This window comes from Pseudomonas sp. B20(2017) (assembly GCF_002113125.1).
In the GTDB taxonomy this organism is placed as follows: Bacteria; Pseudomonadota; Gammaproteobacteria; order Pseudomonadales; family Pseudomonadaceae; genus Aquipseudomonas.
In genome coordinates this window covers 144167-169468 of the sequence record NZ_NEJP01000007.1, presented here as the reverse complement: position 1 = coordinate 169468, position 25302 = coordinate 144167, and the positions used below count along the sequence as shown (strand labels likewise).

19 protein-coding genes and 2 tRNA genes are annotated in these 25302 nt (G+C 61.0%); 12 read left to right on the top strand and 9 right to left on the bottom strand.

Annotated features, from left to right (window positions below):
* Positions 1-30: 30 nt before the first annotated feature.
* The 4 genes from CAF63_RS12745 to CAF63_RS12730 all read right to left on the bottom strand — a co-directional run bounded on the left by CAF63_RS12745 (position 31) and on the right by CAF63_RS12730 (position 3154).
* Positions 31-1596 (bottom strand): iron ABC transporter permease, encoded by a 1566-nt coding sequence (locus CAF63_RS12745; RefSeq protein ID WP_085685154.1) that lies wholly within the window; start codon positions 1594-1596, stop codon positions 31-33.
* On the bottom strand, positions 1596-2606 hold the full coding sequence (locus CAF63_RS12740) for an iron ABC transporter substrate-binding protein (RefSeq protein WP_085685151.1): 1011 nt from the start codon (positions 2604-2606) through the stop codon (positions 1596-1598). The genes CAF63_RS12745 and CAF63_RS12740 overlap by 1 nt, the downstream gene beginning before the upstream one ends.
* A 192-nt stretch (positions 2607-2798) precedes the next feature.
* Positions 2799-2885 (bottom strand) — tRNA-Leu (locus CAF63_RS12735).
* A gap of 182 nt (positions 2886-3067) precedes the next feature.
* Positions 3068-3154: transfer RNA gene (locus tag CAF63_RS12730), tRNA-Leu, on the bottom strand.
* A 225-nt stretch (positions 3155-3379) separates the two neighbouring features.
* Between CAF63_RS12730 and rnr the strand changes: the two genes are divergently transcribed.
* The 11 genes from rnr to CAF63_RS12670 all read left to right on the top strand — a co-directional run bounded on the left by rnr (position 3380) and on the right by CAF63_RS12670 (position 20183).
* Positions 3380-6010 (top strand): ribonuclease R, encoded by a 2631-nt coding sequence (gene rnr, locus CAF63_RS12725; protein WP_085685149.1) that lies wholly within the window; start codon positions 3380-3382, stop codon positions 6008-6010.
* On the top strand, positions 6007-6774 hold the full coding sequence (rlmB, locus tag CAF63_RS12720; protein ID WP_007950704.1) for a 23S rRNA (guanosine(2251)-2'-O)-methyltransferase RlmB: 768 nt from the start codon (positions 6007-6009) through the stop codon (positions 6772-6774). Before rnr ends, rlmB begins: the two co-directional genes overlap by 4 nt.
* 319 nt (positions 6775-7093) lie before the next feature.
* Complete coding sequence (gene rpsF, locus CAF63_RS12710; protein ID WP_085685143.1) at positions 7094-7519, top strand: 30S ribosomal protein S6; 426 nt, start codon at positions 7094-7096, stop codon at positions 7517-7519.
* 28 nt (positions 7520-7547) lie between these two features.
* Complete coding sequence (gene rpsR, locus CAF63_RS12705; RefSeq protein ID WP_002551829.1) at positions 7548-7778, top strand: 30S ribosomal protein S18; 231 nt, start codon at positions 7548-7550, stop codon at positions 7776-7778.
* Positions 7779-7814: 36 nt separating this feature from the next.
* On the top strand, positions 7815-8705 hold the full coding sequence (locus tag CAF63_RS12700; protein ID WP_085685140.1) for a hypothetical protein: 891 nt from the start codon (positions 7815-7817) through the stop codon (positions 8703-8705).
* A 19-nt stretch (positions 8706-8724) separates the two neighbouring features.
* On the top strand, positions 8725-9171 hold the full coding sequence (gene rplI / locus CAF63_RS12695) for a 50S ribosomal protein L9 (RefSeq protein WP_003186385.1): 447 nt from the start codon (positions 8725-8727) through the stop codon (positions 9169-9171).
* Between the two features lie 120 nt (positions 9172-9291).
* Complete coding sequence (dnaB, locus tag CAF63_RS12690) at positions 9292-10689, top strand: replicative DNA helicase (RefSeq protein ID WP_085685138.1); 1398 nt, start codon at positions 9292-9294, stop codon at positions 10687-10689.
* A 112-nt stretch (positions 10690-10801) separates the two neighbouring features.
* Complete coding sequence (locus CAF63_RS12685) at positions 10802-13105, top strand: YgiQ family radical SAM protein (RefSeq protein WP_085685135.1); 2304 nt, start codon at positions 10802-10804, stop codon at positions 13103-13105.
* Between the two features lie 334 nt (positions 13106-13439).
* Positions 13440-16715, top strand: coding sequence for a DUF2126 domain-containing protein (locus tag CAF63_RS12680; RefSeq protein ID WP_085685131.1), 3276 nt, complete (start codon positions 13440-13442; stop codon positions 16713-16715).
* A gap of 88 nt (positions 16716-16803) precedes the next feature.
* The gene (locus CAF63_RS12675; protein ID WP_085685128.1) at positions 16804-19290 is read left to right on the top strand and encodes a circularly permuted type 2 ATP-grasp protein; all 2487 of its coding nucleotides are present in this window, start codon (positions 16804-16806) and stop codon (positions 19288-19290) included.
* The gene (locus tag CAF63_RS12670; protein ID WP_085685125.1) at positions 19290-20183 is read left to right on the top strand and encodes a transglutaminase family protein; all 894 of its coding nucleotides are present in this window, start codon (positions 19290-19292) and stop codon (positions 20181-20183) included. Before CAF63_RS12675 ends, CAF63_RS12670 begins: the two co-directional genes overlap by 1 nt.
* A 128-nt stretch (positions 20184-20311) precedes the next feature.
* Here CAF63_RS12670 and CAF63_RS12665 read toward each other — a convergent pair whose 3' ends face one another.
* Positions 20312-20494: a hypothetical protein gene (locus CAF63_RS12665; protein ID WP_085685122.1), complete on the bottom strand. Its 183-nt coding sequence runs from the start codon at positions 20492-20494 to the stop codon at positions 20312-20314.
* A 68-nt stretch (positions 20495-20562) separates the two neighbouring features.
* A complete protein-coding gene (locus CAF63_RS12660) occupies positions 20563-21150 on the bottom strand; it encodes a TIGR00730 family Rossman fold protein (RefSeq protein WP_039766689.1) in 588 nt (195 codons plus the stop codon).
* Positions 21151-21491: 341 nt separating this feature from the next.
* Between CAF63_RS12660 and azu the strand changes: the two genes are divergently transcribed.
* Complete coding sequence (gene azu, locus CAF63_RS12655) at positions 21492-21938, top strand: azurin (RefSeq protein ID WP_064593127.1); 447 nt, start codon at positions 21492-21494, stop codon at positions 21936-21938.
* A gap of 56 nt (positions 21939-21994) precedes the next feature.
* Here the strand turns inward: azu and nadE are convergent, their stop codons facing one another.
* From nadE to CAF63_RS12640, 3 genes are all read right to left on the bottom strand, one after another.
* Positions 21995-22822 carry an ammonia-dependent NAD(+) synthetase gene (nadE, locus tag CAF63_RS12650; protein ID WP_007950678.1) on the bottom strand — a complete coding sequence of 276 codons (828 nt, stop codon included), beginning with the start codon at positions 22820-22822 and terminating at the stop codon, positions 21995-21997.
* 4 nt (positions 22823-22826) lie between these two features.
* A complete protein-coding gene (gene pncB, locus CAF63_RS12645) occupies positions 22827-24050 on the bottom strand; it encodes a nicotinate phosphoribosyltransferase (protein WP_085685119.1) in 1224 nt (407 codons plus the stop codon).
* 229 nt (positions 24051-24279) lie between these two features.
* A complete protein-coding gene (locus CAF63_RS12640) occupies positions 24280-25179 on the bottom strand; it encodes a LysR family transcriptional regulator (protein WP_085685117.1) in 900 nt (299 codons plus the stop codon).
* Positions 25180-25302 lie beyond the last annotated feature (123 nt).

Below are 25302 nucleotides of genomic sequence, written 5' to 3'. Positions count from 1 at the left end.
AAAAAAATCGCAGCCTCGGCTGCGATTTTTTTATCGGCTCAAATACATCCGGGTCGTCAGCAGATACACCGGCAATCCCGACACCACAATCAATAACACCGCGTAAGGCGCTGCGGCTGCGAACTCGACATTCGCGGTGTGCGCCCAGACTTCGGTTGCCAATGTGTTGAGCCCGGTCGGACTCAACAGCAGCGTCGCCGTCAGTTCTTTCATGGCATCCAGAAACACCAGCGCGAACGCCGCGCCCAGTGCCGGGAAGATGATCGGCAGGGTCACTCGGCAGAACGCCGTGAACGAAGAGGCGCCCAGCGTGCGGGCGGCTTCTTCGAGTTGCGGTGCGGCCTTGTTCAGCGCCGTGCGGATCGGCGCCTGAGCCAGCGGCAGAAACAGCAGTGCATAAGCGATCAGCAACAGCGCGGAGGTCTGGTACAGCACCGGCACGTAATGCAGGGCGAAATACACCAGCGTCAGCGCGATCACCAATCCCGGCAGGGCGTGCAGCAGATAGGGCAGGCGCTCGGCCCAGATCGCCAGTTGGCCTTTGTAGCGCACCACCAGCAACCCGACCGGCACCGCCAGCACCAGGCACAATCCCGCGCCACCCAGCGACAGTGCCAGCGACGACAGCAAGGCTTCGGTGATCGCCGCAACCGGGAATGCCGCTGACGATCCCACGGCAAGCCAGTAAGCCAGCATGCCCAGCGGAATCCCGCTGCCGACAATCGCCAGCGTCAGGCAATACAGCTGACCGGCGATCGCCCAAGGCCCGAGTCGCACTTGTTCAGCCTGACGGGCCGCGCCCTGGCCGGTGCGCACATGACGACCCTTGCCGCGAATGCGTAGCTCCAGCCACAACAGCATCAGGCACAGCGCCAGCAATACCGCCGACAGCATCGCCGCGTTAGCATTGCTGAATTCCAGTTCGAATTGCTGATAGATCGCGGTGGTGAAGGTTTGCAGGCCAATGATCGACAGTGCGCCGAACTCCACCAGCATGTGCAATGCGATCAGCAACGAGCCGGCCAGCAGCGAGGGCCAGAGCAGGGGCAGGGTGACGCGGAAAAACACGCCCCAGCGATTCTGGCCCAGCGTCCGTGCCGATTCTTCAAGAGAAGGATCAAGATTGCGCAGGGTTGCCGCGACCGGCAGAAAGATCAGCGGGTACTTCGACAGGCTCATCACCAGGATCGCCCCGCCAAGTCCTTCGAACTGCGCGCTCAACGAAACCCAGGTAAAGCTGCTGACGAATGCCGGCACAGCGAACGGCAGGCAAAGAATCACGCCCCACAGTCGACGGCCCGGCAGATTGCTGCGTTCCAGCAACCATGCCAGCGACAGGCCGATCACGCCACAGGTCACGGTTACGCCAACCATCAGCGCCAACGTGTTGCGCAGCAGGCCGAACACATATGGGCGCCACAGCAAATGCAGCGCCTCGGACCAGCCCGCCTGCCAGGCTTTGAGTCCGACGTAGGCCAGCGGCAGCAGGCTCATGACCACCAGCAACAACACCGGCAGCACCAGCCAGATCGACGGCCGCTTGCGCCGTGGCACGTAACCCCCGCGTGTAGCGGGGGCGGATAACGATGCGGTCATCAGTTCAGGCCAACTTCGCGTTCCAGGTCCAGCGCTTCTTCGGCGTTGCCCAGATCGGCCGGCGTGACGTCCGGCGCTTCCAGCTCGCTGAACGGCTTGAGGCCGCGATCCGATTCCATGCCTTTGTGCAGCGGGTATTCGGCGGTGGTCTGGGTGATCACGCGCTGGCCTTCTTCGCTGGCCATGTAGGCGAGAAATTGCTGGGCTTCTTTTGGATGTTTGCTGGATTTCAGCACGGCTGCGCTGGAAACGGTGATCAGACCGCCAACGTCACCGCCGGTGAAGTAATGCAGTTTCGAATCAAGCTGGCCTTTTTCCCGCTGCAGGGCGAACCAGTAATAGTTGTTCACCAGCACGGTGGCGACTTCGCCGTTTTCCACAGCCTTGAGGGCGACCATGTTGTTGCTGTAGGTCTTGCCGAAGGCGCGCAAGCCGGTCAGCCATTCTTCGGCGGCGTCGCGACCGTGCTTCTTGATGATGGCTACGGCCTGTTCCTGGAACGCGCCGCTGGTCGGTACGAAACCGACCTTGCCTTGCCATTGCGGATCGGCGAAATCCAGCACCGATTTCGGCAGGTCTTTTTCGTCGATCAGTTTCGGGTTGAACGCGACTACGCGAACCCGGGCGGTAACGCCGATCCAGGTGCCGTTGCCGGCGACGTATTCTTTCGGCAGAACGGCCAGGGTCGCGTCATCGGCCTTGGCCAGCAGGCCTTGCTCGCCGAGGTTGTTCAGCGGCGGGGATTCTTCGGTGTAGATGACGTCGGCGGGGGAGCGGTCGCCTTCTTCGATGATCTGGCTGGCCAGCTGATTGCTGCTGCCCTTGCGCACATTGACGTGAATGCCGGTCTTGGCTTCGAAGGCTTTGGCGATGGCGTCGCCGACTTCTTTGTGTTGACCGTTGTAGAGAGTCAGGGAAACCGCGTCGGCAGCCTGGGTGAGGGGAGTGGCGAGTGCCAGGCCGAGCAGGGTGAAGGTCAAGCCGCGGCGCAGGGTATTTCGAAACATCATTCGCAGGGTTCCTCACTGTCGCATTGCAAAAACTTGCAACAATGATAAACGATATTGTTTCTCAAGTGCGCCTTGCGGGGAGTTGGGAGGTCTGGTAGGCGTTGGGGCTCTGACTTTTCCAAACCCCGGAAACGCAAAAACCCGCTTTCGCGGGTTTTTGTGAGATTCAAGATCGTAACCTTGAATTTGAATTGGTGCCCAGAAGAAGACTCGAACTTCCACGACCGTAAGGTCACCAGCACCTGAAGCTGGCGTGTCTACCAATTTCACCATCTGGGCTTCATCTTCAGCGTTGCCGCTGTTGATGTGGCGCACTATACGGAGCGCCTTTTGATCTGTAAACCCCTGATTTAATTTTAATAAATCAATTTCAGAAAAAAGTCGGGACGCAGAATGCAAAAAACCCGCTTTCGCGGGTTTTTGTGTGAGTCTTGAAACTGATCTAGTCTCAAACTCGAAATTGGTGCCCAGGAGAAGACTCGAACTTCCACGACCGTAAGGTCACCAGCACCTGAAGCTGGCGTGTCTACCAATTTCACCACCTGGGCATCTCGACAGCGTCTGTACGTCGTCGATGGCGCGCACTATACGGAGCGCCTTTTTAACTGTAAACCCCTGCCAGCAAAAAAATTGGTTTTTTTTACCAGCGGTGTTCAAAACGCCTTTCAGACGTCGATACAAGGCTCAAGACGCGCCTTATAGAGTCGGAAATTTCCCGTTTGATGGCGCCTATGCCAAACTAACCCGCATATAGACAAGGTGAAAACTCTCTAATGGCCGATTGGCAGTCCCTCGATCCCGAGGCCGCTCGTGAAGCGGAAAAATATGAAAACCCTATTCCCAGCCGCGAACTGATCCTTCAGCACCTTGCTGATCGGGGTTCGCCTGCTGCCCGCGAGCAACTGGTCGAAGAATTTGGTCTGACCACAGAAGACCAGATCGAAGCCCTGCGCCGCCGCCTGCGCGCCATGGAGCGCGACGCTCAACTGATCTACACCCGCCGTGGCACGTATGCGCCGGTGGACAAGCTCGACCTGATCCTCGGTCGCATCAGCGGTCACCGTGACGGCTTCGGCTTCCTGGTGCCGGATGACGGCTCCGACGATTTGTTCATGAGCCCGGCGCAAATGCGTCTGGTATTCGACGGGGACCGGGCGCTGGCCCGTGTGTCCGGCCTCGACCGTCGCGGTCGTCGCGAAGGCGTGATCGTCGAAGTGGTGTCCCGTGCCCACGAAAGCATCGTCGGCCGCTACTTCGAAGAAGGCGGTATCGGCTTCGTCGTCGCGGACAACCCGAAGATCCAGCAAGAAGTGCTGGTCACCCCGGGCCGCAACGCCAACGCCCAGATCGGTCAGTTCGTCGAGGTGAAAATCACCCACTGGCCGACCCCGCGCTTCCAGCCACAAGGAGACGTGATCGAAGTCGTCGGCAACTACATGGCGCCGGGCATGGAAATCGATGTCGCCCTGCGTACCTACGACATTCCGCACGTCTGGCCTGAAGCCGTTCTGAAAGAAGCTGGCAAGCTCAAGCCGGAAGTCGAAGAGAAAGACAAAGAGAAGCGCGTCGACCTGCGCCATCTGCCGTTCGTCACCATCGACGGCGAAGATGCCCGCGACTTCGACGACGCGGTCTACTGCGAAGCCAAGCCAGGCAAGCTGCGCCTGTTCTCCGGCGGCTGGAAGTTGTACGTGGCGATTGCCGACGTTTCCAGCTACGTGAAGATCGGTTCGGCCCTGGACAACGAAGCCCAGGTGCGCGGCAACTCGGTGTACTTCCCCGAGCGCGTGGTGCCGATGCTGCCGGAGCAGCTGTCCAACGGGTTGTGCTCGCTGAACCCGCACGTCGATCGTCTGGCCATGGTTTGCGAGATGACCATCTCCAAGTCCGGCGAAATGACCGACTACTGCTTCTATGAAGCGGTGATCCATTCCCACGCCCGTCTGACCTACAACAAGGTCAGCGCGATGCTGGAAACGCCGAAGGCTACCGAGGGTCGCAAGCTGCGCGGTGAATACACCGACGTCTTGCCGCACCTCAAGCAGCTCTACGCGCTGTACAAGGTATTGCTGGCCGCTCGTCACGTACGTGGCGCGATTGATTTCGAAACTCAGGAAACCCGGATCATTTTCGGTTCCGAGCGCAAGATTGCCGAAATCCGCCCGACCACCCGTAACGACGCGCACAAGCTGATCGAGGAATGCATGCTGGCGGCCAACGTGGCCACCGCCGAGTTCCTGAAGAAGCACGAAATCCCTGCGCTGTACCGCGTTCACGACGGCCCGCCGCCGGAGCGTCTGGAAAAACTGCGCGCGTTCCTCGGTGAGCTCGGCCTGTCCCTGCACAAAGGCAAGGACGGCCCGACGCCGAAGGACTATCAGGCCCTGTTGGCCAGCATCAAGGACCGTCCGGATTTCCACCTGATCCAGACCGTGATGCTGCGCTCCCTGAGCCAGGCGGTGTACAGCGCCCAGAATGAAGGCCACTTCGGCCTGAATTACGAAGCCTATACCCACTTTACCTCGCCGATTCGTCGTTACCCGGACCTGCTCACGCACAGGGCGATCCGCAGCGTGATCCATTCGAAACAGGACACTCCGCACGTTCGTCGTGCCGGGGCGATGACCATTCCGAAGGCGCGCATCTATCCGTACGACGAAGCAGCGCTGGAGCAACTCGGCGAGCAGTGCTCGATGAGCGAGCGCCGTGCCGACGAAGCGACCCGCGACGTGGTGAACTGGCTCAAGTGCGAGTTCATGAAGGACCGCGTGGGCGAATCGTTCCCTGGCGTGATCACTGCCGTGACCGGTTTTGGTCTGTTCGTCGAACTGACCGATATCTACGTCGAAGGACTGGTGCACGTTACGGCGTTGCCGGGCGACTACTACCACTTCGACCCTGTGCACCACCGCCTGGCGGGCGAGCGCACCGGTCGCAGCTTCCGTCTTGGCGATACCGTTGAAGTGCGCGTCATGCGCGTCGATCTCGACGAGCGCAAGATCGACTTCGAGATGGCTGAAAAAACCATCAGCGCGCCGATCGGCCGCAAAAAGCGTGGCACCGAGACGACCGCTCCTGCAGCGAAGGTTGTGGAAGAGAAGGCTCCGGCAAAAACCGCCAGCCGTCGCCCGGCCAAGGAAAAAGTCGTCGAGGTTTATCGTCCGAGCGATGCCGTGGCGAAAAACGCCGAGCTGCGCAAAAGCCGTGAAATGAAGAAGGCCTTGCTGGCCGACGCCAAAAACGGTGGTAAAGCGGCGTCCGGGGGAAAGACCGGGCGATCGGCGCCTGACAAGGCCTCGAGCGGCAAATCAGCCAAACCGAGCAAGCACCGCAAGGGCCCGCCAAAAGCGGGTTCCGCTCCAGCCAAAAGCGGCGGGGCGCGTAAACCGAAGGCGAAGTCATGAGTCAGTTGGAAAAAATCTACGGCGTTCACGCGGTAGAAGCGTTGCTGCGTCACCACCCAAAACGCGTCAAGCAGATCTGGCTGGCTGAAAGCCGCAACGATCCGCGGGTGCAGACGCTGATTGAGCTGGCCAACGAAAACCGGGTCCAGATCGGTCAGGCCGAGCGCCGCGAAATGGACGCCTGGGTCGAAGGCGTGCACCAAGGCGTGGTGGCAGACGTCAGCCCGAGCCAGGTCTGGGGCGAAGCGATGCTCGACGAGTTGCTCGATCGCACCGAAGGCGCGCCGCTGTTGCTGGTGCTCGACGGTGTGACCGATCCGCACAACCTCGGCGCCTGCCTGCGTTCGGCGGACGCTGCCGGTGCGCTGGCGGTCATCGTGCCAAAAGACAAGTCGGCCACCCTGACCCCTGTGGTGCGTAAAGTGGCTTGCGGCGCGGCGGAAGTGATTCCGCTGGTGGCCGTCACCAACCTTGCGCGCACCCTGGAAAAGCTCCAGCAGCGTGGACTGTGGATTGTCGGCACGGCGGGTGAGGCCGAGGTCAGCATTTATGACCAGGACCTGACCGGCCCAACCATCCTGATCATGGGTGCCGAAGGTAAAGGCATGCGTCGCCTGACCCGCGAGCATTGCGATTACCTGGTGCACCTGCCGATGGCCGGTAGCGTCAGCAGTCTCAACGTGTCGGTCGCGACGGGCGTGTGCCTGTTCGAGGCCCAGCGCCAGCGCGGTGCCAAGGCCAAGGCGGCTGCCAAAAAGGCTTAAGCCTCACGGCGATTCAAATGTGGGAGCGGGCTTGCTCGCGAAAGCGGTGTGTCATTCAGCAATGATGTTGGATGTGATGCCGCATTCGCGAGCAAGCCCGCTCCCACATTGCTTCTGCGCAATGGTGCTGATCGGTGATGTGAACGAGCTGTTCAAATAATCACCAATTGCCTTGCACCTCTTCAGTCCCTTCTCTACAATTGCGCCCCTTGCTGTGGCGGCAGGCATGCATGTGCCCCGCGCCAGCAAGTCCATAAGTGTCATTCACTCCTTGTCTGACCGTTTTTGAGCGGCAGGCTACAACCCGTAAGGAGCATTCATGCGTCATTACGAAATCATCTTTCTGGTCCACCCTGACCAGAGCGAGCAAGTCGGCGGCATGGTTGAGCGTTACACCAAGCTGATCGAAGAAGACGGCGGCAAAATCCACCGTCTGGAAGACTGGGGCCGTCGTCAACTGGCCTACGCAATCAACAATGTTCACAAGGCTCACTACGTGATGCTGAACGTTGAGTGCACCGGCAAGGCCCTGGCCGAGCTGGAAGACAACTTCCGCTACAACGATGCAGTGATCCGTAACCTGGTCATCCGTCGCGACGAAGCCGTTACCGGCCAGTCCGAGATGCTCAAGGCTGAAGAAAACCGCAGTGAGCGCCGTGAGCGTCGCGAACGTCCTGAAAACGATGGCAGCGCCGATGGCGATGACAGCGATGACAGCGACAACAGCGATAACGCTGACGAGTAATCCACGGACCTTTTAAGGAGCCTATCAAATGGCACGTTTCTTCCGTCGTCGTAAATTCTGCCGCTTCACCGCTGAAGACGTGAAAGAGATCGATTACAAAGATCTCAACACTCTGAAAGCCTACGTATCCGAGACCGGCAAAATCGTTCCAAGCCGCATCACCGGTACCAAAGCTCGTTATCAGCGTCAGCTGGCCACCGCTATCAAGCGCGCCCGCTTCCTGGCCCTGCTGGCCTACACCGACAGCCACGGCCGCTGAGACCGGGCAGTCGACAAGTAGCAAAGGATTGAATGCATGCGTGCCTTAGCTGAGTTCATCATGCGCGGCCGTATGCAGGCCACTCTTGTAGTGGCCGGGTGTGCAACATTGCCGTTGTTGTATTGGTTGGGTGCTGCCGCCGGGAGCCTGGTGCTTCTGCGGCGCGGATTGACCGACGCCCTGGGCGTCGTGTCGCTGGGACTGCTGCCGGCATTGATCTGGTGGTTGTATGCCGATGACCCACGGGCGCTTCTGGTGCTGCTGGGGTCTTCGGGGCTTGCGCTGGTGTTGCGCGCAAGCGAGTCCTGGATTCGTACGCTGCTGGTCAGCGTAGCCATGGGGCTGGTGTTTTCAGTGGTGCTCGGGGCGGCATTTGCGCCCCAGATCGAGATGCTGGCGCAGGCCTTGATAAAGGTCATGCCCGCGCTTCTCGGTGATGCCTACCAACATTTGTCGGTAGACGAGCAGGCGCGTTTCGCGTCGCTGATCGCACCGGTCCTGACCGGCCTGATTGCGGCCTTGTTGCAGATCGTCAGCGTGCTGAGCCTGATTGTCGGGCGTTACTGGCAGGCGTTGTTGTACAACCCGGGTGGTTTTGGTCGCGAGTTTCGCGCCATCCGGATCCCGCTGGGGCTGGCGATGTTACTGCTGGCGTTGATGCTTCTGGGCCCGAATCTCGGTGCACAGATGGCCATGTTGACGCCGTTGTGCAGTGTACCGCTGGTGTTCGCCGGGCTGGCCCTGATTCACGGGCTGGTGGCGCAAAGGCGACTGGCCGGTTTCTGGCTGGTGGGGTTGTACGTGACGCTGTTGCTGTTCATGCAGCTGATCTATCCGTTGCTCGTGGTTCTGGCCATTGTCGACAGCCTGATTGATTTTCGCGGTCGGGTGTCGAAAGACACCGATAACGCGAACGGTGAAGGTTAAAAGTTAAGAGGATTTCCACATGCAACTGATCCTTCTGGAAAAAATCGCCAACCTGGGCAACCTGGGCGACAAAGTAAACGTTAAGGCCGGTTACGGCCGTAACTACCTGCTGCCTTTCGGCAAAGCCACCGCTGCGACCGCTGCCAACCTGGCTGCGTTCGAAGAGCGTCGCGCTGAGCTGGAAAAAGCCGCCGCAGACCGTAAAGCATCGGCTGAAAGCCGTGCTGCCCAACTGGCCGAGCTGGAAGTGACCATCACTGCCACCGCTGGCGACGAAGGCAAGCTGTTCGGTTCGATCGGTACTCACGACATCGCTGACGCACTGACCGCCTCCGGCGTTGAAGTTGCGAAAAGCGAAGTTCGTCTGCCGAACGGCACCATCCGCAACGTGGGTGAATTCGACGTGGCTGTGCACCTGCACGCCGAAGTTGAAGCCACCGTACGCGTTGTCGTGGTAGCAGCTTAAGCAACACCTGATCGGCTGGCGGCTTGTCCGTCAGACGGTTAACATCGGGCACGATCCTGTTTACAGGTCGTGCCCTTTGTCTTTCTGTAACTCCTGCATTTCCAAACAAAACAAGTGGCCATGAACGAAATCTCCGCTCCTGAGCAATACGATCTGCAAACCGCCGCGCTGAAGGTGCCGCCGCATTCCATCGAGGCCGAACAGGCCGTGCTCGGTGGTCTGATGCTGGACAACAACGCCTGGGAGCGCGTGCTCGATCAAGTCTCCGACGGCGATTTCTACCGGCATGACCACCGACTGATTTTCCGTGCGATCGCCAAGCTGGCCGATCAGAACTCGCCGATCGACGTCGTGACCCTTGCCGAGCAACTGGACAAGGAAGGTCAGACATCGCAAGTCGGCGGCCTCGGTTACCTCGGCGAACTGGCAAAAAACACACCGTCCGTCGCCAACATCAAGGCCTATGCGCAGATCGTCCGCCAGCGTGCGACGTTGCGCCAGTTGATCGGCATCAGCACGGAAATTGCCGACAGCGCCTTCAACCCCGAAGGTCGCACCGCCGAGGAAATCCTCGACGAAGCCGAGCGGCAGATTTTCGCGATTGCCGAAGCCCGGCCGAAGACCGGTGGTCCGGTGGGCGTCAACGAGTTGCTGACCAAGGCCATCGATCGTATCGACACGCTGTTCAATACATCCGATGCGATTACGGGGCTTTCGACCGGTTATACCGACCTCGACGAAAAAACCAGCGGCCTGCAGCCGGCCGACCTGATTATCGTCGCCGGTCGTCCATCGATGGGTAAAACCACCTTCGCGATGAACCTGGTGGAAAACGCCGTACTGCGCAGCGAAAAAGCGGTGCTGGTGTACTCCCTCGAGATGCCAGGCGAATCGCTGATCATGCGTATGCTCTCGTCGCTCGGTCGCATCGACCAGACCAAGGTGCGTTCCGGCCAGCTCGAAGACGATGACTGGCCGCGCCTGACCTCTGCGGTCAACCTGCTCAACGATCGTAAGCTGTTCATCGACGACACCGCCGGCATCAGCCCGTCGGAGATGCGTGCCCGGACCCGGCGTCTGGTGCGCGAGCACGGCGACATCGGCCTGATCATGATCGACTACCTGCAGCTGATGCAGATCCCCGGCTCCAGTGGTGATAACCGGACCAACGAGATTTCCGAGATCTCCCGATCCCTGAAAGCCCTGGCCAAGGAATTCAACTGCCCGGTGGTTGCCCTGTCGCAGCTCAACCGTTCCTTGGAACAACGTCCCAACAAGCGCCCGGTGAACTCCGACTTGCGGGAATCCGGAGCGATCGAGCAGGACGCCGACGTCATCATGTTCGTGTACCGGGACGAGGTGTATCACCCGGAAACCGAACACAAAGGCATCGCCGAAATCATCATCGGCAAGCAGCGGAACGGCCCGATCGGCTTCATCCGCCTGGCCTTCATCGGCAAGTACACGCGCTTCGAAAACCTTGCGCCGGGCAGTTACAACTTCGACGACGACGAGTAAGTCCGTCCTCGTCTGACAGTCCCTGATATTTCCGACCACAGCCGTCGGAATTGGTCATTTTTTGTGCTATATTCCGCGCCCGCGATTTTGCACCTCAACACCGGTCATCGACATGCAAGCAGCCAAGCCGTTATTTGACTATCCAAAGTACTGGGCCGAATGTTTCGGGCCGGCGCCATTCCTGCCGATGAGCAGGGAGGAGATGGATCAGCTCGGCTGGGATTCCTGCGACATCATCATTGTCACCGGTGATGCCTACGTCGATCACCCGTCGTTCGGCATGGCGATCATCGGCCGGTTGCTGGAGTCGCAAGGCTTCCGCGTCGGGATCATCGCGCAGCCTAACTGGCAGTCCAAAGACGATTTCATGAAGCTCGGCGAGCCGAACCTGTTCTTCGGCGTCGCGGCCGGCAACATGGACTCGATGATCAACCGCTACACCGCGGACAAGAAAATCCGCTCCGACGACGCCTATACCCCGGGCGGCATGGCCGGCAAACGTCCGGATCGTGCGAGCCTGGTCTACAGCCAGCGCTGCAAGGAAGCCTACAAGCACGTGCCGATCGTGCTCGGCGGCATCGAAGCCTCCCTGCGTCGCATCGCCCATTACGACTACTGGCAGGATCGCGTGCGCAACTCGATCCTGATCGACGCCAGCGCCGACATCCTGCTGTACGGCAACGCCGAGCGGGCGATTGTCGAAGTCGCCCAGCGTCTGTCCTACGGTCACAAGATCGAAGACATCACCGATGTGCGCGGCACCGCGTTCATCCGTCGCGACACGCCAGCGGGCTGGTACGAAGTCGACTCCACGCGCATCGACCGTCCGGGCAAAATCGACAAGATCATCAACCCGTACGTCAACACTCAGGACACTCAGGCTTGCGCGATCGAGCAGGAAAAGGGGCCGGTTGAAGACCCGCAGGAAGCCAAGGTCGTGCAGATCCTGGCCAGCCCGAAAATGACCCGCGACAAGACCGTGATCCGCCTGCCGTCGATGGAAAAGGTGCGTAACGATCCGGTCCTGTACGCCCACGCCAACCGCGTGCTGCACCTGGAAACCAACCCGGGCAACGCCCGTGCGCTGGTGCAGAAGCATGGCGAGATCGACGTCTGGTTCAACCCGCCGCCGATTCCGATGACCACTGAAGAAATGGACTACGTGTTCGGCATGCCTTACGCACGTGTTCCGCATCCTGCGTACGGCAAGGAAAAGATCCCGGCCTACGACATGATCCGCTTCTCGGTGAACATCATGCGTGGCTGTTTCGGTGGCTGCACCTTCTGCTCGATCACCGAGCACGAAGGCCGGATCATCCAGAACCGTTCCGAAGAGTCGATCATTCGCGAAATCGAAGAGATCCGCGACAAGGTGCCGGGGTTCACCGGCGTCATTTCCGACCTCGGCGGCCCGACCGCGAACATGTACCGCATCGCCTGCAAGAGCCCGGAAATCGAATCCGCGTGCCGCAAGCCGTCCTGCGTGTTCCCGGGTATCTGCCCGAACCTGAACACCGACCACTCGTCGCTGATTCAGCTGTACCGCAGCGCCCGTGCGCTGCCGGGCGTGAAGAAGATCCTGATCGCCTCCGGCCTGCGTTACGACCTCGCGGTCGAGTCGCCGGAGTACGTCAAGGAGTTGGTGACCCACCACGTCGGTGGTTACCTGAAGATCGCCCCGGAACACACCGAGGAAGGTCCGCTCAACCAGATGATGAAACCGGGGATCGGCACCTACGATCGCTTCAAGCGCATGTTCGAGAAGTACACCAGGGAAGCCGGGAAAGAGCAGTACCTGATTCCGTACTTCATCGCCGCGCACCCGGGCACCACCGACGAAGACATGATGAACCTGGCGCTGTGGCTCAAGGGCAACGGTTTCCGTGCCGACCAGGTGCAGGCGTTCTATCCGTCGCCGATGGCCACCGCCACCGCGATGTACCACTCGGGCAAGAACCCGCTGCGCAAGGTCACCTACAAGAGCGACGGCGTGACCATCGTCAAGAGCGAAGAGCAGCGTCGTCTGCACAAGGCGTTCTTGCGTTATCACGACCCGAAAGGCTGGCCGATGCTGCGAGAAGCGCTGACCCGCATGGGCCGCGCCGACCTGATCGGGCCGGGCAAGCATCAGTTGATTCCGCTGCACCAGCCGGCCACCGACAGCTACCAGAGTGCCCGTCGCAAAAACTCGACACCGGCCGGCAGCCACAAGGTCGCGAAAGAGAAGACCACCAAGATCCTCACCCAACACACTGGTCTTCCTCCACGCGCCAGCGACGGCGGCAATCCTTGGGACAAGCGTGAACAGGCCAAGGCCGCGGCATTCGCCCGCAACCAGCAGGCCGCCAAGGAACGCAAGGAAGCCGCGAAAGGCAAAGGGCCGAAACCGGCACGCAAGCCTGTCGTACCGCGCTAAAACGCACTTGAGCCAAAACAGAACGCCAACCTTCGGGTTGGCGTTTTGCTGATCGTTCCCACGCTCTGCGTGGGAATGCCTCTAGGGACGCTCCGCGTCCAGTGACGCAGAGCGTCACGGCTGCATTCCCACGCAGGAGCGTGGGAACGATCACGGGAGAGGGTCAGGGGAAGGGCTCTTCGCAACATTTGCGTGCAACTGTGCCAAACCATTTCACCGCGTCGCCCGAATTTGGTGCTGTACTGCCTTGAGCATTCCGGGAAAGCGCCCAGGCCTCTGCATGGCATAAGTCTTGCGCGCTTTCGAATACGCTTGGGCTCGCAGGAGGCACGCCGTGTCGATTCATGTCGCATTGCATCACGTCACGCATTACCGCTACGACCGCGCTGTCGAACTCGGCCCGCAGATCGTGCGTTTGCGTCCGGCTTCCCACAGCCGCACGCGGATTCTGTCGTATTCACTGAAAGTCTCGCCCGAAAAGCACTTCATCAACTGGCAGCAGGACCCTCAGGGCAACTACCTCGCACGGCTGGTGTTCCCCGAGAAAACCGCCGAACTGCGGATCGAGGTCGACCTGCTGGCCGAGATGGCGGTGTTCAATCCGTTCGACTTTTTCCTCGAGCCCTACGCCGAGAAAATCCCCTTCGCCTACGCTGCCGATGAACGCAAGGAGCTGGCGCCATACCTCGAAACCCTGCCGCTGACGCCGAAATTCAAGGCCTATCTGGACGCCATCGACCGCACGCCGTTGCCGGCCGTGGATTTCCTGGTGGCGCTCAACCAACGTCTGAGCGAAGACATCAATTACCTGATTCGCATGGAGCCGGGTGTGCAAACCCCGGAACACACCCTCGAACACGCCTCCGGTTCCTGCCGTGATTCAGCGTGGCTGCTGGTGCAACTGCTGCGCAATCTCGGGCTGGCAGCGCGTTTCGTCTCCGGTTACCTGATCCAATTGACCGCCGACGTGAAAAGCCTCGACGGCCCGTCCGGCACCGAAGTGGACTTCACCGACCTGCATGCGTGGTGCGAGGTGTATCTGCCGGGCGCGGGCTGGATCGGCCTTGATGCGACGTCGGGGCTGTTCGCCGGTGAAGGGCATATCCCGTTGGCCTGCAGTCCCGATCCGTCCTCGGCGGCGCCGATCAGTGGTCTGGTGGAGCCTTGCGAGTGCGAGTTCAGCCACGAAATGTCCGTGGAGCGGATCTGGGAAGCACCACGCGTCACCAAGCCCTATACCGATGAGCAATGGCTGGCGATCCAGGCGCTGGGGCGGCAGATCGATGCCGATCTGCTGGAAGGCGATGTGCGTCTGACCATGGGTGGCGAACCAACCTTCGTCTCCATCGACGACCCCGACGGCGCCGAGTGGAACACCGCCGCACTGGGCCCGGACAAGCGCCGGCTCTCCGCCGAACTGTTCCAGCGCATGCGCAAGCACTACGCACCCAAAGGGCTGGTGCATTTTGGTCAGGGCAAGTGGTATCCGGGCGAGCAGCTGCCGCGCTGGTCGCTGAATTGCTACTGGCGTCGCGACGGCGTGCCGATCTGGCACAACAACGCGCTGATCGCCGATGAGCAGCAGGACTACGGCGCCGATGGCGCACTGGCCGGGCGTTTTCTGGCAAGCGTCGCCGAACGCCTGAAATTGCCGACACGCTTCGTTTTTCCGGCCTACGAAGACAATTTTTATTACCTCTGGCGCGAAGGCGCCTTGCCGAGCAACGTCAGCGCCGAAGACTCGCGTCTGGAGGAGCCGCTGGAACGTGCGCGACTGCGCAAGGTGTTCAGTCAGGGGCTGGACAAGGTCATCGGTCAGGTGCTGCCGCTGGCGCGCACCGCCAAGGGCGATCAATGGCAGAGCGGTCGCTGGTATCTGCGCGATGAGCATTGTCGCTTGGTGCCGGGAGATTCGCCGCTCGGCTATCGCCTGCCATTGGGCTCGCAGCCCTGGGTGAAGGCCGCGGAGTATCCGTTCATTCATCCAAACGATCCGAATCAGGACTTCCCCGAGCTGCCCGAAACATCGCAGCTCAACGAACACGGCGAGCCCGCTCCGGCGGACGAACGTGTGCCTGAGATCGACGAGTCCGCCGACTGGCTGACCCGCACCGCGTTATGCGCCGAGGCCCGGGAAGGCCGGTTGTATCTGTTCATGCCGCCGCTGGAACGGGTCGAGGATTATCTGGAGCTGGTGGCCGCCATTGAAGCCACCGCCGAAGAACTTCATTGCCCGGTATTGCTGGAGGGCTACGAGCCGCCGAGCGATCCGCGCCTGAGCAATTTCCGCATCACCCCGGATCCTGGCGTCATTGAGGTCAACGTGCAGCCGTCCGCGACCTGGGACGAGTTGGTCGAGCGCACCGAATTTCTGTACGAAGAAGCGCGCCAGACCCGACTGTCCACCGAGAAATTCATGGTCGACGGGCGACATACCGGAACCGGCGGCGGCAACCATTTCGTGCTCGGTGGCGCGACGCCGGCGGACTCGCCGTTCCTGCGCCGCCCGGATCTGCTACGCAGCCTGATCAGTTATTGGCACAACCATCCGTCGCTGTCCTACCTGTTTTCCGGGCTGTTCATCGGCCCGACCTCTCAGGCGCCGCGAGTCGATGAAGCGCGCAACGATGCGTTGTATGAGCTGGAAATCGCTTTCGCGCAGATGCCGGCGCCGGGAGAAGACTGTCCGCCGTGGCTGGTCGATCGCTTGCTGCGCAATCTGCTGATCGACGTCACTGGCAACACCCACCGCGCCGAGTTCTGTATCGACAAGTTGTATTCACCGGATGGCGCCACCGGGCGCCTCGGTCTGCTGGAGTTGCGGGCGTTCGAGATGCCGCCCCATGCGCGCATGAGCCTGGCTCAGCAGCTGTTGTTGCGGGCGCTGGTGGCGCGGTTCTGGCGCGAGCCTTATGCACCGCCGAAACTGGTACGCTGGGGCACGGAGCTGCACGATCGCTTCCTGCTGCCGCATTTTATCGAGCAGGACTTTGCCGACGTCATCGTCGAACTCAACAACGCCGGTTATCCCCTGCGCGCCGAATGGTTCTCGGCGCATCTCGAGTTTCGTTTCCCCAAGGTCGGTGATTACGCCGTCAACGGTATCGAGCTGGAATTGCGTCAGGCGCTTGAGCCTTGGCATGTGCTAGGCGAGGAGGGCGCGGCGGGCGGTACGGTGCGCTATGTCGATTCATCGCTGGAGCGCTTGCAGGTCAAGCTCACGGGGCTGCCGCCGCAGCGTTATTTGCTGACTTGCAACGGCATCCCGGTACCGCTGCAACCGACCGGGCGGGTCGGCGAGTTTGTCGCCGGTGTGCGCTTCCGCGCCTGGCAACCGGCCAACTGCCTGCAACCGACGATCCCGGTGCATGCGCCGTTGGTTTTCGACCTGCTCGATACCTGGATGCAACGCTCGCTGGGCGGCTGCCAGTACCACGTCGCACATCCGGGCGGACGCAATTACGAAACGCTGCCGGTCAACGCCAACGAAGCAGAGAGCCGGCGCATGGCGCGGTTCTTTCGCATCGGACATACGCCGGGGAAACTTCCGATACCGAACCTGACAATCTCCGACGAACTGCCGATGACTCTCGATTTACGACGTTTTTGATTCGTACACGACCCCCGGATTTTTCGTATATCCGGGCGTCATGTGCCTGCGTTAGTCTGACCGTTCCTTGCCGGCTGCCGAGCTTTCCATGCCTGACCTGCTTGACCGCTACCCGCTGACAGCGGGCACCTATCACGAACTGCTCGACGACAGCGGGGCGGTGCGCCCGCACTGGCGGCGACTGGTCGACCAACTGCAGCGCAGCACCCCGGCGCAACTGGTGCAGCGTCAGGCGTTGCTGACCCGGCAGATTCAGGAAAACGGGGTCACCTACAACGTCTATGCCGACCCCAAAGGGGCGGACCGTCCGTGGGAACTGGATCTGCTGCCCCACGTGATCGCCGCCGATGAGTGGCAACAGCTGTCGGCCGGAATCGCCCAGCGTGCGCGGCTGCTCAATGCGGTGCTGGCGGATCTGTACGGCCCGCAGCAGTTGATCCGCAAAGGCTTGCTGCCGGCGGAGCTGGTGTTCGGCCACAACAACTTCCTCTGGCCCTGTCAGGGCATTGCGCCACCGGACGGGGCCTTTCTGCATCTGTATGCCGTGGATCTGGCGCGCACGCCGGACGGACGCTGGTGGGTGACGGCGGATCGTACGCAGGCGCCGTCCGGTGCCGGTTATGCGCTGGAAAACCGCACCATCGTGTCCCGCGCCTTCCCCGAGTTGTACCGGGATCTGAAAGTGCAGCATCTGGCCGGATTCTTCCGCACCCTGCAGGAAACCCTGGCCCGTCAGGCCCCCTGCGACGATGACGCGCCGCTGGTGGTGTTGCTGACCCCGGGGCGTTTCAACGAAAGCTATTTCGAGCATCTCTATCTCGCCCGCCAGCTCGGTTATCCGCTGGTGGAGGGCGGGGACCTGACGGTGCGTGATGCCACGGTCTACCTGAAAACCCTCAGCGGCCTGCGCCGGGTGCACGCGATTATGCGCCGGCTCGACGATGATTTCTGTGATCCGCTGGAGTTGCGCACGGATTCGGCGCTGGGCGTTCCGGGATTGCTGGAGGCGGTGCGTCAGGGCCGGGTGCTGGTGGCCAATGCGCTGGGCAGCGGCGTGCTGGAGTCGCCGGGGCTGCTGGGCTTCCTGCCGAAGATCAATCAGTACCTGTTCGGCGAAGAGCTGATTCTGCCGTCCATTGCCACGTGGTGGTGCGGCGAAGCGCCGGTGTTGACCCAGGCCCTGGAAAAACTGCCGGAGCTGCTGATCAAACCGGCGTTCCCGTCGCAAAGCTTTACGCCGGTGTTTGGCCGGGATCTTAGCGAAAAACAGCGTGAAAGTCTCGCCGCGCGCATGCAGGCCCGCCCTTATGCGTACGTTGCGCAAGAACTCGCCCAGTTGTCCCAGGCGCCGATCTGGCAGCCCGAGGACGGGCAACTGCAGCCCCGGGCAATCGGCATGCGCATGTACGCGGTGGCCAGTCACGACGGTTATCGGGTGCTGCCCGGTGGCCTGACCCGGGTCGCGGCCGAAGCCGATGCCGAAGTGGTGTCGATGCAGCGCGGGGGTGCGAGCAAGGACACCTGGGTGCTGGGGGATCGACCGCCGAGCGGTGAGCAGTGGAAAACCCAGCGCAATATCGGCGTGCCTGACCTGGTACGACGCGATCCGTATCTGCCGTCGCGGGTGGTGGAAAACCTGTTCTGGTTCGGCCGTTACTGCGAGCGTTGCGACGACAGCGCGCGGCTGCTGCGGATCATGCTCGCGCGCTACGTCGATGGCGATGACCCACAAGCCTTGCAGGCTGCGGTGGATCTGGGCGAGCGGCTGATGCTGCTGCCCGACGAAGGTGAACTGCCGGAGCGCTTGCTTGCGGCACTGCTCGGCGAGGACTGGTCGTTCAGCCTGCGCTCCAACCTGCAACGCTTGCAGTGGGCGGCATCGCAAGTGCGCGGCAAGCTGTCACGGGAAAACTGGCAGGCGCTGGTGGAACTGCAACGCGAGGCTTCGGAGCTGGACACCGACGAGCCGGATTTCGGCGAGCTGCTGGATTTTCTCAACCGGCTGGTGATGTCGCTGGCGGCGCTGTCCGGGTTTGCCCTTGATGACATGACTCGCGACGAAGGCTGGCGCTTCCTGATGATCGGCCGGCGGATCGAGCGCCTGCAATTTCTCAGCAGCAGCCTCGCGGGTTTCTTGCGCGGCGCTGGCGCGTTCGATCAGGCCGGGCTTGAGTGGTTGCTGGAGCTGGGCAACAGCAGCATCACCTATCGCTCGCGTTATCTGGCGGTGGCGCAGTTGATTCCGGTGCTCGACCTGTTGCTGCTGGATGAGCAGAACCCCCATGCGGTGCTATTCCAGTTGAAACTGGTGACTCGCACCCTCAAGCGTTTGAATGATGACTTCGGAGTGCCGAGGGAGGCTGGATTGCCGCCGCTGGTCGAGCGTCTGGCGCGCTTCGACCTGAGCTGTCTGGAGAATCCGCTGTTCGGCGAATCCAGCGTGCGCGCGGCCCTCGACGGTCTGGCGGACTTGCTGCAGGAGATCGCCGACGCCAGCAGTCAGGTGTCGGATCGTCTGGCCCTGCGCCATTTCGCCCATGTCGATGATGTCAGCCAGCGCACGGTGTCCGTCTGATGAGCGCCCATTACCAGATCTTTCACGACACCTGCTATCGCTATGACAGCCCGGTGTCCCTGGCTCAGCAACTGGCGCACCTGTGGCCGCGCGAATGCGAGTGGCAGCGTTGCACCGAACAGCAATTGCTGATCAGTCCGGAGCCGACCACCCGCCGTGACGAGCAGGATGTGTTCGGCAATCCGCTGACCCGCCTGGCCTTCGAACGGCCACACGATGAGTTGCAGGTCAATGCACGGCTGACGGTCGAGGTGCTGGCACGGCCCGTGGTGGATTTCCATCAGTCGCCGGCCTGGGAATTGACGCGTAACGCGCTGACTTACAGCAGCCAGCCACTGTCCGCCTCTTTGCTGGAAGCCTGTCGCTATCGATTCCAGTCGCCTTACGTGCATCTCAAGCGCAGTTTCGTCGAGTTCTCGGAGAGCTGTTTCCCGGCCGGCAGACCATTGATGCTGGGTGTGCAGGCCCTGATGCAGAAGATCTTCAGCGAATTCACCTTCGACGCCGAAGCGACGCAAGTCGCGACGCCATTGGTGGAGGTGCTGGAGCGCCGGCGCGGGGTCTGTCAGGACTTTGCGCATCTGATGCTTGCCTGTGTGCGCTCACGCGGGCTGGCGGCGCGTTACGTCAGCGGTTACCTGCTGACCCAACCGCCACCGGGGCAGCCACGGTTGATCGGCGCCGATGCGTCTCATGCCTGGGTTTCGGTGTTTTGCCCGGTGCTGGGCTGGGTGGATTTCGATCCGACGAACAACGTGCAGCCGGCGCTGGAGCACATCACCCTGGCCTGGGGCCGGGATTTCTCCGATGTCTCGCCGTTGCGCGGGGTGATTCTGGGCGGTGGCAATCACGACCCGGAAGTCCGCGTCACCGTGATGCCTCTGGAGGAGTGAAGATCAAATGTGGGAGCGGGCTTGCTCGCGAAAGCAATATGTCAGTCACATCCATCGTGAATGTCACGGCGCTTTCGCAAGCAAGCCCGCTCCCACAGGAATTGCGTTCAGTGGTCCTGCGATATTGCTCAGGCCTCGGGTGCCTGGTCTTTCGGTGCCTCAACATCATCATCATCGGTCGCCACTTCACCGTCAGGGTTCAGTGCCGCTTCTTCAGCCATCTGTTTCTTGCGCTGAAGCTTTTCCTCTTTCTTCTGTTCCTTGGCCAGGTCACGTTGACGTTTGGCGAAGGAGTAATTGGGTTTGGCCATGGGCGATCCTCTGGGGTCGAAGGTGAGGTTGAGCGGCGCGTATTCTGCCCTGTATCGGTGCCCGGCGGTTAACCGGGTTTCTGGTCGACCCATTTTGGGGTGACGGTGGGCTTCCAGTTGTCGAGGGCTTCGAGCAGCGTTTGCGGCGATTCACTCACTTGCAGCATGTCACGGTGCGGCGCACGAACGAAGCCTTCGCCGACGATGTGATCGAGAAATGCAGTAAGTTTGCTGTAGAAACCGTTCACTTCCAGCAGGCCTAGCGGCTTGCCGTGGTAACCGAGCTGGCCCCAGGTCCAGACTTCGAACAGCTCTTCCAGGGTACCGAGGCCACCGGGCAGGGCGATGAACGCATCGCTGAGTTCGGCCATCCGCGCCTTGCGGGCGTGCATGCCGTCGACCACTTCCAGGCGCGTCAGGCTCTTGTGACCGATTTCCTTGTCCATCAGGCTCTGCGGGATGATGCCGATCACTTCGCCACCGGCCGCCAGCGCGGCGTCAGCGACAATCCCCATCAGGCCGACGGCGCCACCGCCGTAGACCAGCGTCAGCTTACGCTCGGCGATAGCCGTGCCGAGGGCGATCGCGGCTTCGGTATACGCCGGGGTGGTGCCGGCGTTGGCGCCGCAAAATACACAAACGGATGTGAGAGACATGCCTTCCTCCTGGGTCAATCGGTCACAGGGTAATGGCTGGCACGCCTTGATCCAAGGGCTAGACTTCGCGTTTCGGGGTTTCATAGGTGCCGCTGGCACCACAGGCGTAGGCGGCGAGCAGACTGCACAACAGGCTGTTGAAGGACATGACGGATACTCCAGATGAGTGTTGAGCCCTGAAGATACGGCCCGGCCAATCGTCTGGCTGTTAGATTGTTTCGATGAGTGTCATAGCCTGAAAGTTGTATACAATTTTTGACTCAAGTCATAGGAACTTGCGAAGATTTCAGGCAGTCTTCCAACCATTCGTGTTTTTGTTAACCCTGCCTTGGAGATTCACCATGTTTTCCAAAGTTGTTGCGGTATCCCTGCTGGCGCTGGCCAGTAGCCAATTGATGGCTGCCGAGTGCAAAACCACCGTTGATTCCACCGACCAGATGTCCTTCAACACCAAGGCCATCGAAATCGACAAGAGCTGCAAGACCTTCACCGTCGAGCTGACCCACTCCGGCAGCCTGCCGAAGAACGTCATGGGCCATAACCTGGTGATCAGCAAAGAGGCCGACATGCAGCCGATCGCCACCGACGGCCTGGCCGCCGGCATCGACAAGAACTACCTGAAGGACGGTGACGAGCGCGTGATCGCTCACACCAAGATCATCGGCGCCAAGGAAACCGACTCGGTGACCTTCGACGTGTCCAAGCTCAAGGCTGACGAGAAGTACGGTTTCTTCTGCTCGTTCCCGGGCCACATCTCGATGATGAAAGGCACCGTGACCCTGAAGTAAGCAACACAAGGTCCAAAAAAAAGCGTCCCGAAGGACGCTTTTTTTATGCCCTGGATTCAAGGCGCAAACGGCATGACCCGCTTGTGATGGGTCTTTTTGTAGGTGTTGACGATGATGTCAAACGCCTCCTGACGCACCGGCTCGCCGTGCAGGAACGCGTCGATTTCGGCGTAGGTCACGCCGTGGGACGCCTCGTCCGGCTTGCCCGGCGACAGGTCTTCCAGATCCGCCGTCGGCACTTTTTCCACCAGTGATTCCGGTGCGCCGAAGCTGCGGGCGATGGCCCGCACCTGGTTCTTCACCAGACCGCTCAGCGGGGCCAGGTCGCAGGCGCCGTCACCGAACTTGGTGAAGAAACCCATCACCGCTTCCGCTGCGTGGTCGGTGCCGATCACCAGACCGTGAGCTGCGCCGGCGATGGTGTACTGGGCGACCATGCGCATCCGCGCCTTGGTGTTGCCGAGCACGAAATCTACCGAGACCGCGTGCTTGCCTTCGAAGGCTGCGACTTCGCTGGCCAGGGATTTGACCGCCGGGCCGATGTTGACGGTGTGGCGCTCGTCCGGGGCAATGAAGTCCACCGAGGCCTGGGCATCGTGTTCATCGAACTGCACGTCGTACGGCAGGCGCACGGCGATGAACTTGTAGGCCTCGTCACCGGTGCGCTCGCGCAGTTCACGCATGGCGCGCTGGGCCAGGAGGCCGGCGGTCAGCGAGTCGACACCGCCGCTGATGCCCAGCACCAGGGTCTTGAGCCCTGAACTGGTCAGGCAATCCTGGATGAAGGTGATGCGACGGGCGACTTCCGCTTCGAGGGCCTGGTAATCGGCGAACGGCGGCTGAACGTTGAGCTGTTCAGCAATCTCACGCTGTACGGCTTGCATGAATTCACTCCTTGCTAGAAAGGCTGGAAACGGCAGGAACCTGGAAAACGTGTCGCAAGTAGGCGACGAAATTCGGGTCTTTGCAGTGGGTCTTGCCCGGCTCGTCGGAGATCTTCGCCACCGGTTGGCCGTTGCAGGCGGTCATTTTAAGCACGATGCTCATCGGTTCGACACCCGGAATGTCACAGGTCAGGTTGGTGCCGATGCCGAAGCTGACATTGATCCGACCGCGCAGCGCCCGGAAGATCTCCAGCGACTTGGGCAGGGTCAGGCTGTCGGAGAACACCAACGTCTTGCTCATGGGGTCGATGCCGAGCTTGTGATAGTGGGCGATGCATTTTTCGCCCCACTGCACCGGATCCCCGGAGTCATGGCGCAGACCGTCGAACAGCTTGGCGAAGAACAGATCGAAATCGCCGAGGAAGGCGTCGGTAGTGATGCAGTCTGTGAGGGCGATCCCCAGCAAGCCGCGGTACTCGCGGACCCAGCAATCGAGGGCGGCGATCTGGCTGTCGATCAGCCGTGGGCCGAGTTGCTGGTGGGCCATGATCCATTCGTGGGCCATGGTGCCCAGCGGTTTCATGTCCAGTTCGCGGGACAGGTGCACGTTGCTGGTGCCGACGAAACGCCCGGGGAAATCGTGCTTGAGCACGTTCACCACTTCTTCCTGCACGCGATAGGAAAACCTGCGGCGCGTGCCGAAATCGGCGACCTGCAGCTGCGACAGCTCTTCGGCCGAGGCGTTGGCCGTCAGCCAGTCGAATTTGCGGTACAGCTGTTCGCGGGCCTGTTCCAGCACGGTTTCGCGGTAGCGATAGCGGTTGCGCACTTCGCTGACGATTGCCAGCAGCGGCACTTCAAACAGGATCACATGCAGCCACGGCCCGCGCAGGCGGATGAACAGCTCGCCGTTCTCGATGCCGGTGTGCAGGTAGCGCAGGTTGAAGCGGAACAGGCCGAGAAAACGCAGAAAGTCCGGTTTGAGGAAGCTGATGCGCTCGAGAAAACTCAACTGGTCGGCGCTCAGGCTCAACTCGGCCAGACGCTCGACCTGGAAGCGGATCTCCGCCAGGTACGGGCGCAGATCTTCACTGTTACGGCAACGGAACTCCCATTCGACTTCGACGTTGGGGTAGTTGTGCAGCACCGCCTGCATCATCGTCAGTTTGTAGAAGTCGGTGTCGAGCAGGTTCTGCACGATGCGATCGGCAAACACACTCTCGCTCATAACGGGGTCTCCAGGCGGGCCGCGCGTTGGCGCGGTATCAATCAATGGCGCTAGTGGCGCATATCCGGGGTGTGGATTGCCAGCGATTTTTTGACCGCCACAGATCCCTGTGGGAGCGGGCTTGCCCGCGAAAGCATCGGCAGTATCAACATCAATGTTGCATGTGATGCCGTCTTCGCGGGCAAGTCGGACCGCCGCACCGCCGCTCCCACAGGGACTGAATACAACTTCAAACCGGACTGTCGATCTGCTCCAGCATCCACTTCACGAAATCCCGCACCTTGGGCACTTCCGCCGCGTGTTCCGGATAGGCCAGGTAATAGGCGTCGGTGCTGGGCATCGCATGCTGCCAGGGAATGACCAGTTTGCCGTCGGCCAATTCCTCTTCCACCAGAAACCTCGGCAGCAGGGCGACGCCGCAGCCGACCTGGGCTGCGCGGATGCACATATAAAAGGTTTCGAAACGCGGGCCGTGGTAGCTGTGTTCGGTCTGGTAGCCCTGGCTGTCGAACCAGTCGTGCCACGCTTGCGGGCGCGAAGCATTCTGCAGCAGGACCAGATCGGTGAGTTGAGTTGGATCAGTCAACGGAGTGTACGGCAGGCTGCTCGGCGCGCAGACCGGCACCAGTTCTTCGCCGAACAGCTTCAGGCATTCGGTGCCGGGGCGTGAACCCTGACCGAAATAGAACGCCAGGTCGCTGCGCCCTTGCAGGAGGTCATCGGCCTCCTGCTCGTTGCACAGGTCCAGATGAATCGACGGATGACGCAGGCGCCAGCCCTTGAGGCGCGGTACCAGCCAGCGGGCGCCGAAGGTCGAGGGCGTGGAGACTCGCAGGACTTCGGTTTCGCCGCCGTAGGAACGCAGGTAATGGGTCGACATCTCGACCTGGGTCAGGATTTTTCTGACTTCCACCAGGTACAGATCGCCGGCCGGGGTCATCTGCAAACGGCGGCGTACCCGACGAAACAACAAGTGCTGTAACAATTCTTCGAGCTGCGCCACCTGCTTGCTGACAGCGCTCTGGGTCAGGTTCAGTTCCTCGGCGGCCCGGGTGAAACTCAGGTGCCGGGTCACGGCCTCGAAGCACTGCAACGCGGTGATCGACGGCAAGTGGCGTTTGTTCAGCATGGGCAATCCTTTTCTTGTCTTTCTGCGCAGCATGAATAAACGGAATGATATCTCGCGTAAAGGTCGTTTGTTGCACAGCCTTCCTGGCGCTACAACTAAAGGTCTGCCCGGTCGTGAAAACGC

Coding starts and splice junctions, on each gene's coding strand:
- CAF63_RS12745 (WP_085685154.1), bottom strand. CDS start 1,596: ATGACCGCATCGTTATCCGCCCCCGCTACACGCGGGGGTTACGTGCCA.
- CAF63_RS12740 (WP_085685151.1), bottom strand. CDS start 2,606: ATGATGTTTCGAAATACCCTGCGCCGCGGCTTGACCTTCACCCTGCTC.
- rnr (WP_085685149.1), top strand. CDS start 3,380: ATGGCCGATTGGCAGTCCCTCGATCCCGAGGCCGCTCGTGAAGCGGAA.
- rlmB (WP_007950704.1), top strand. CDS start 6,007: ATGAGTCAGTTGGAAAAAATCTACGGCGTTCACGCGGTAGAAGCGTTG.
- rpsF (WP_085685143.1), top strand. CDS start 7,094: ATGCGTCATTACGAAATCATCTTTCTGGTCCACCCTGACCAGAGCGAG.
- rpsR (WP_002551829.1), top strand. CDS start 7,548: ATGGCACGTTTCTTCCGTCGTCGTAAATTCTGCCGCTTCACCGCTGAA.
- CAF63_RS12700 (WP_085685140.1), top strand. CDS start 7,815: ATGCGTGCCTTAGCTGAGTTCATCATGCGCGGCCGTATGCAGGCCACT.
- rplI (WP_003186385.1), top strand. CDS start 8,725: ATGCAACTGATCCTTCTGGAAAAAATCGCCAACCTGGGCAACCTGGGC.
- dnaB (WP_085685138.1), top strand. CDS start 9,292: ATGAACGAAATCTCCGCTCCTGAGCAATACGATCTGCAAACCGCCGCG.
- CAF63_RS12685 (WP_085685135.1), top strand. CDS start 10,802: ATGCAAGCAGCCAAGCCGTTATTTGACTATCCAAAGTACTGGGCCGAA.
- CAF63_RS12675 (WP_085685128.1), top strand. CDS start 16,804: ATGCCTGACCTGCTTGACCGCTACCCGCTGACAGCGGGCACCTATCAC.
- CAF63_RS12670 (WP_085685125.1), top strand. CDS start 19,290: ATGAGCGCCCATTACCAGATCTTTCACGACACCTGCTATCGCTATGAC.
- CAF63_RS12665 (WP_085685122.1), bottom strand. CDS start 20,494: ATGGCCAAACCCAATTACTCCTTCGCCAAACGTCAACGTGACCTGGCC.
- CAF63_RS12660 (WP_039766689.1), bottom strand. CDS start 21,150: ATGTCTCTCACATCCGTTTGTGTATTTTGCGGCGCCAACGCCGGCACC.
- azu (WP_064593127.1), top strand. CDS start 21,492: ATGTTTTCCAAAGTTGTTGCGGTATCCCTGCTGGCGCTGGCCAGTAGC.
- nadE (WP_007950678.1), bottom strand. CDS start 22,822: ATGCAAGCCGTACAGCGTGAGATTGCTGAACAGCTCAACGTTCAGCCG.
- pncB (WP_085685119.1), bottom strand. CDS start 24,050: ATGAGCGAGAGTGTGTTTGCCGATCGCATCGTGCAGAACCTGCTCGAC.
- CAF63_RS12640 (WP_085685117.1), bottom strand. CDS start 25,179: ATGCTGAACAAACGCCACTTGCCGTCGATCACCGCGTTGCAGTGCTTC.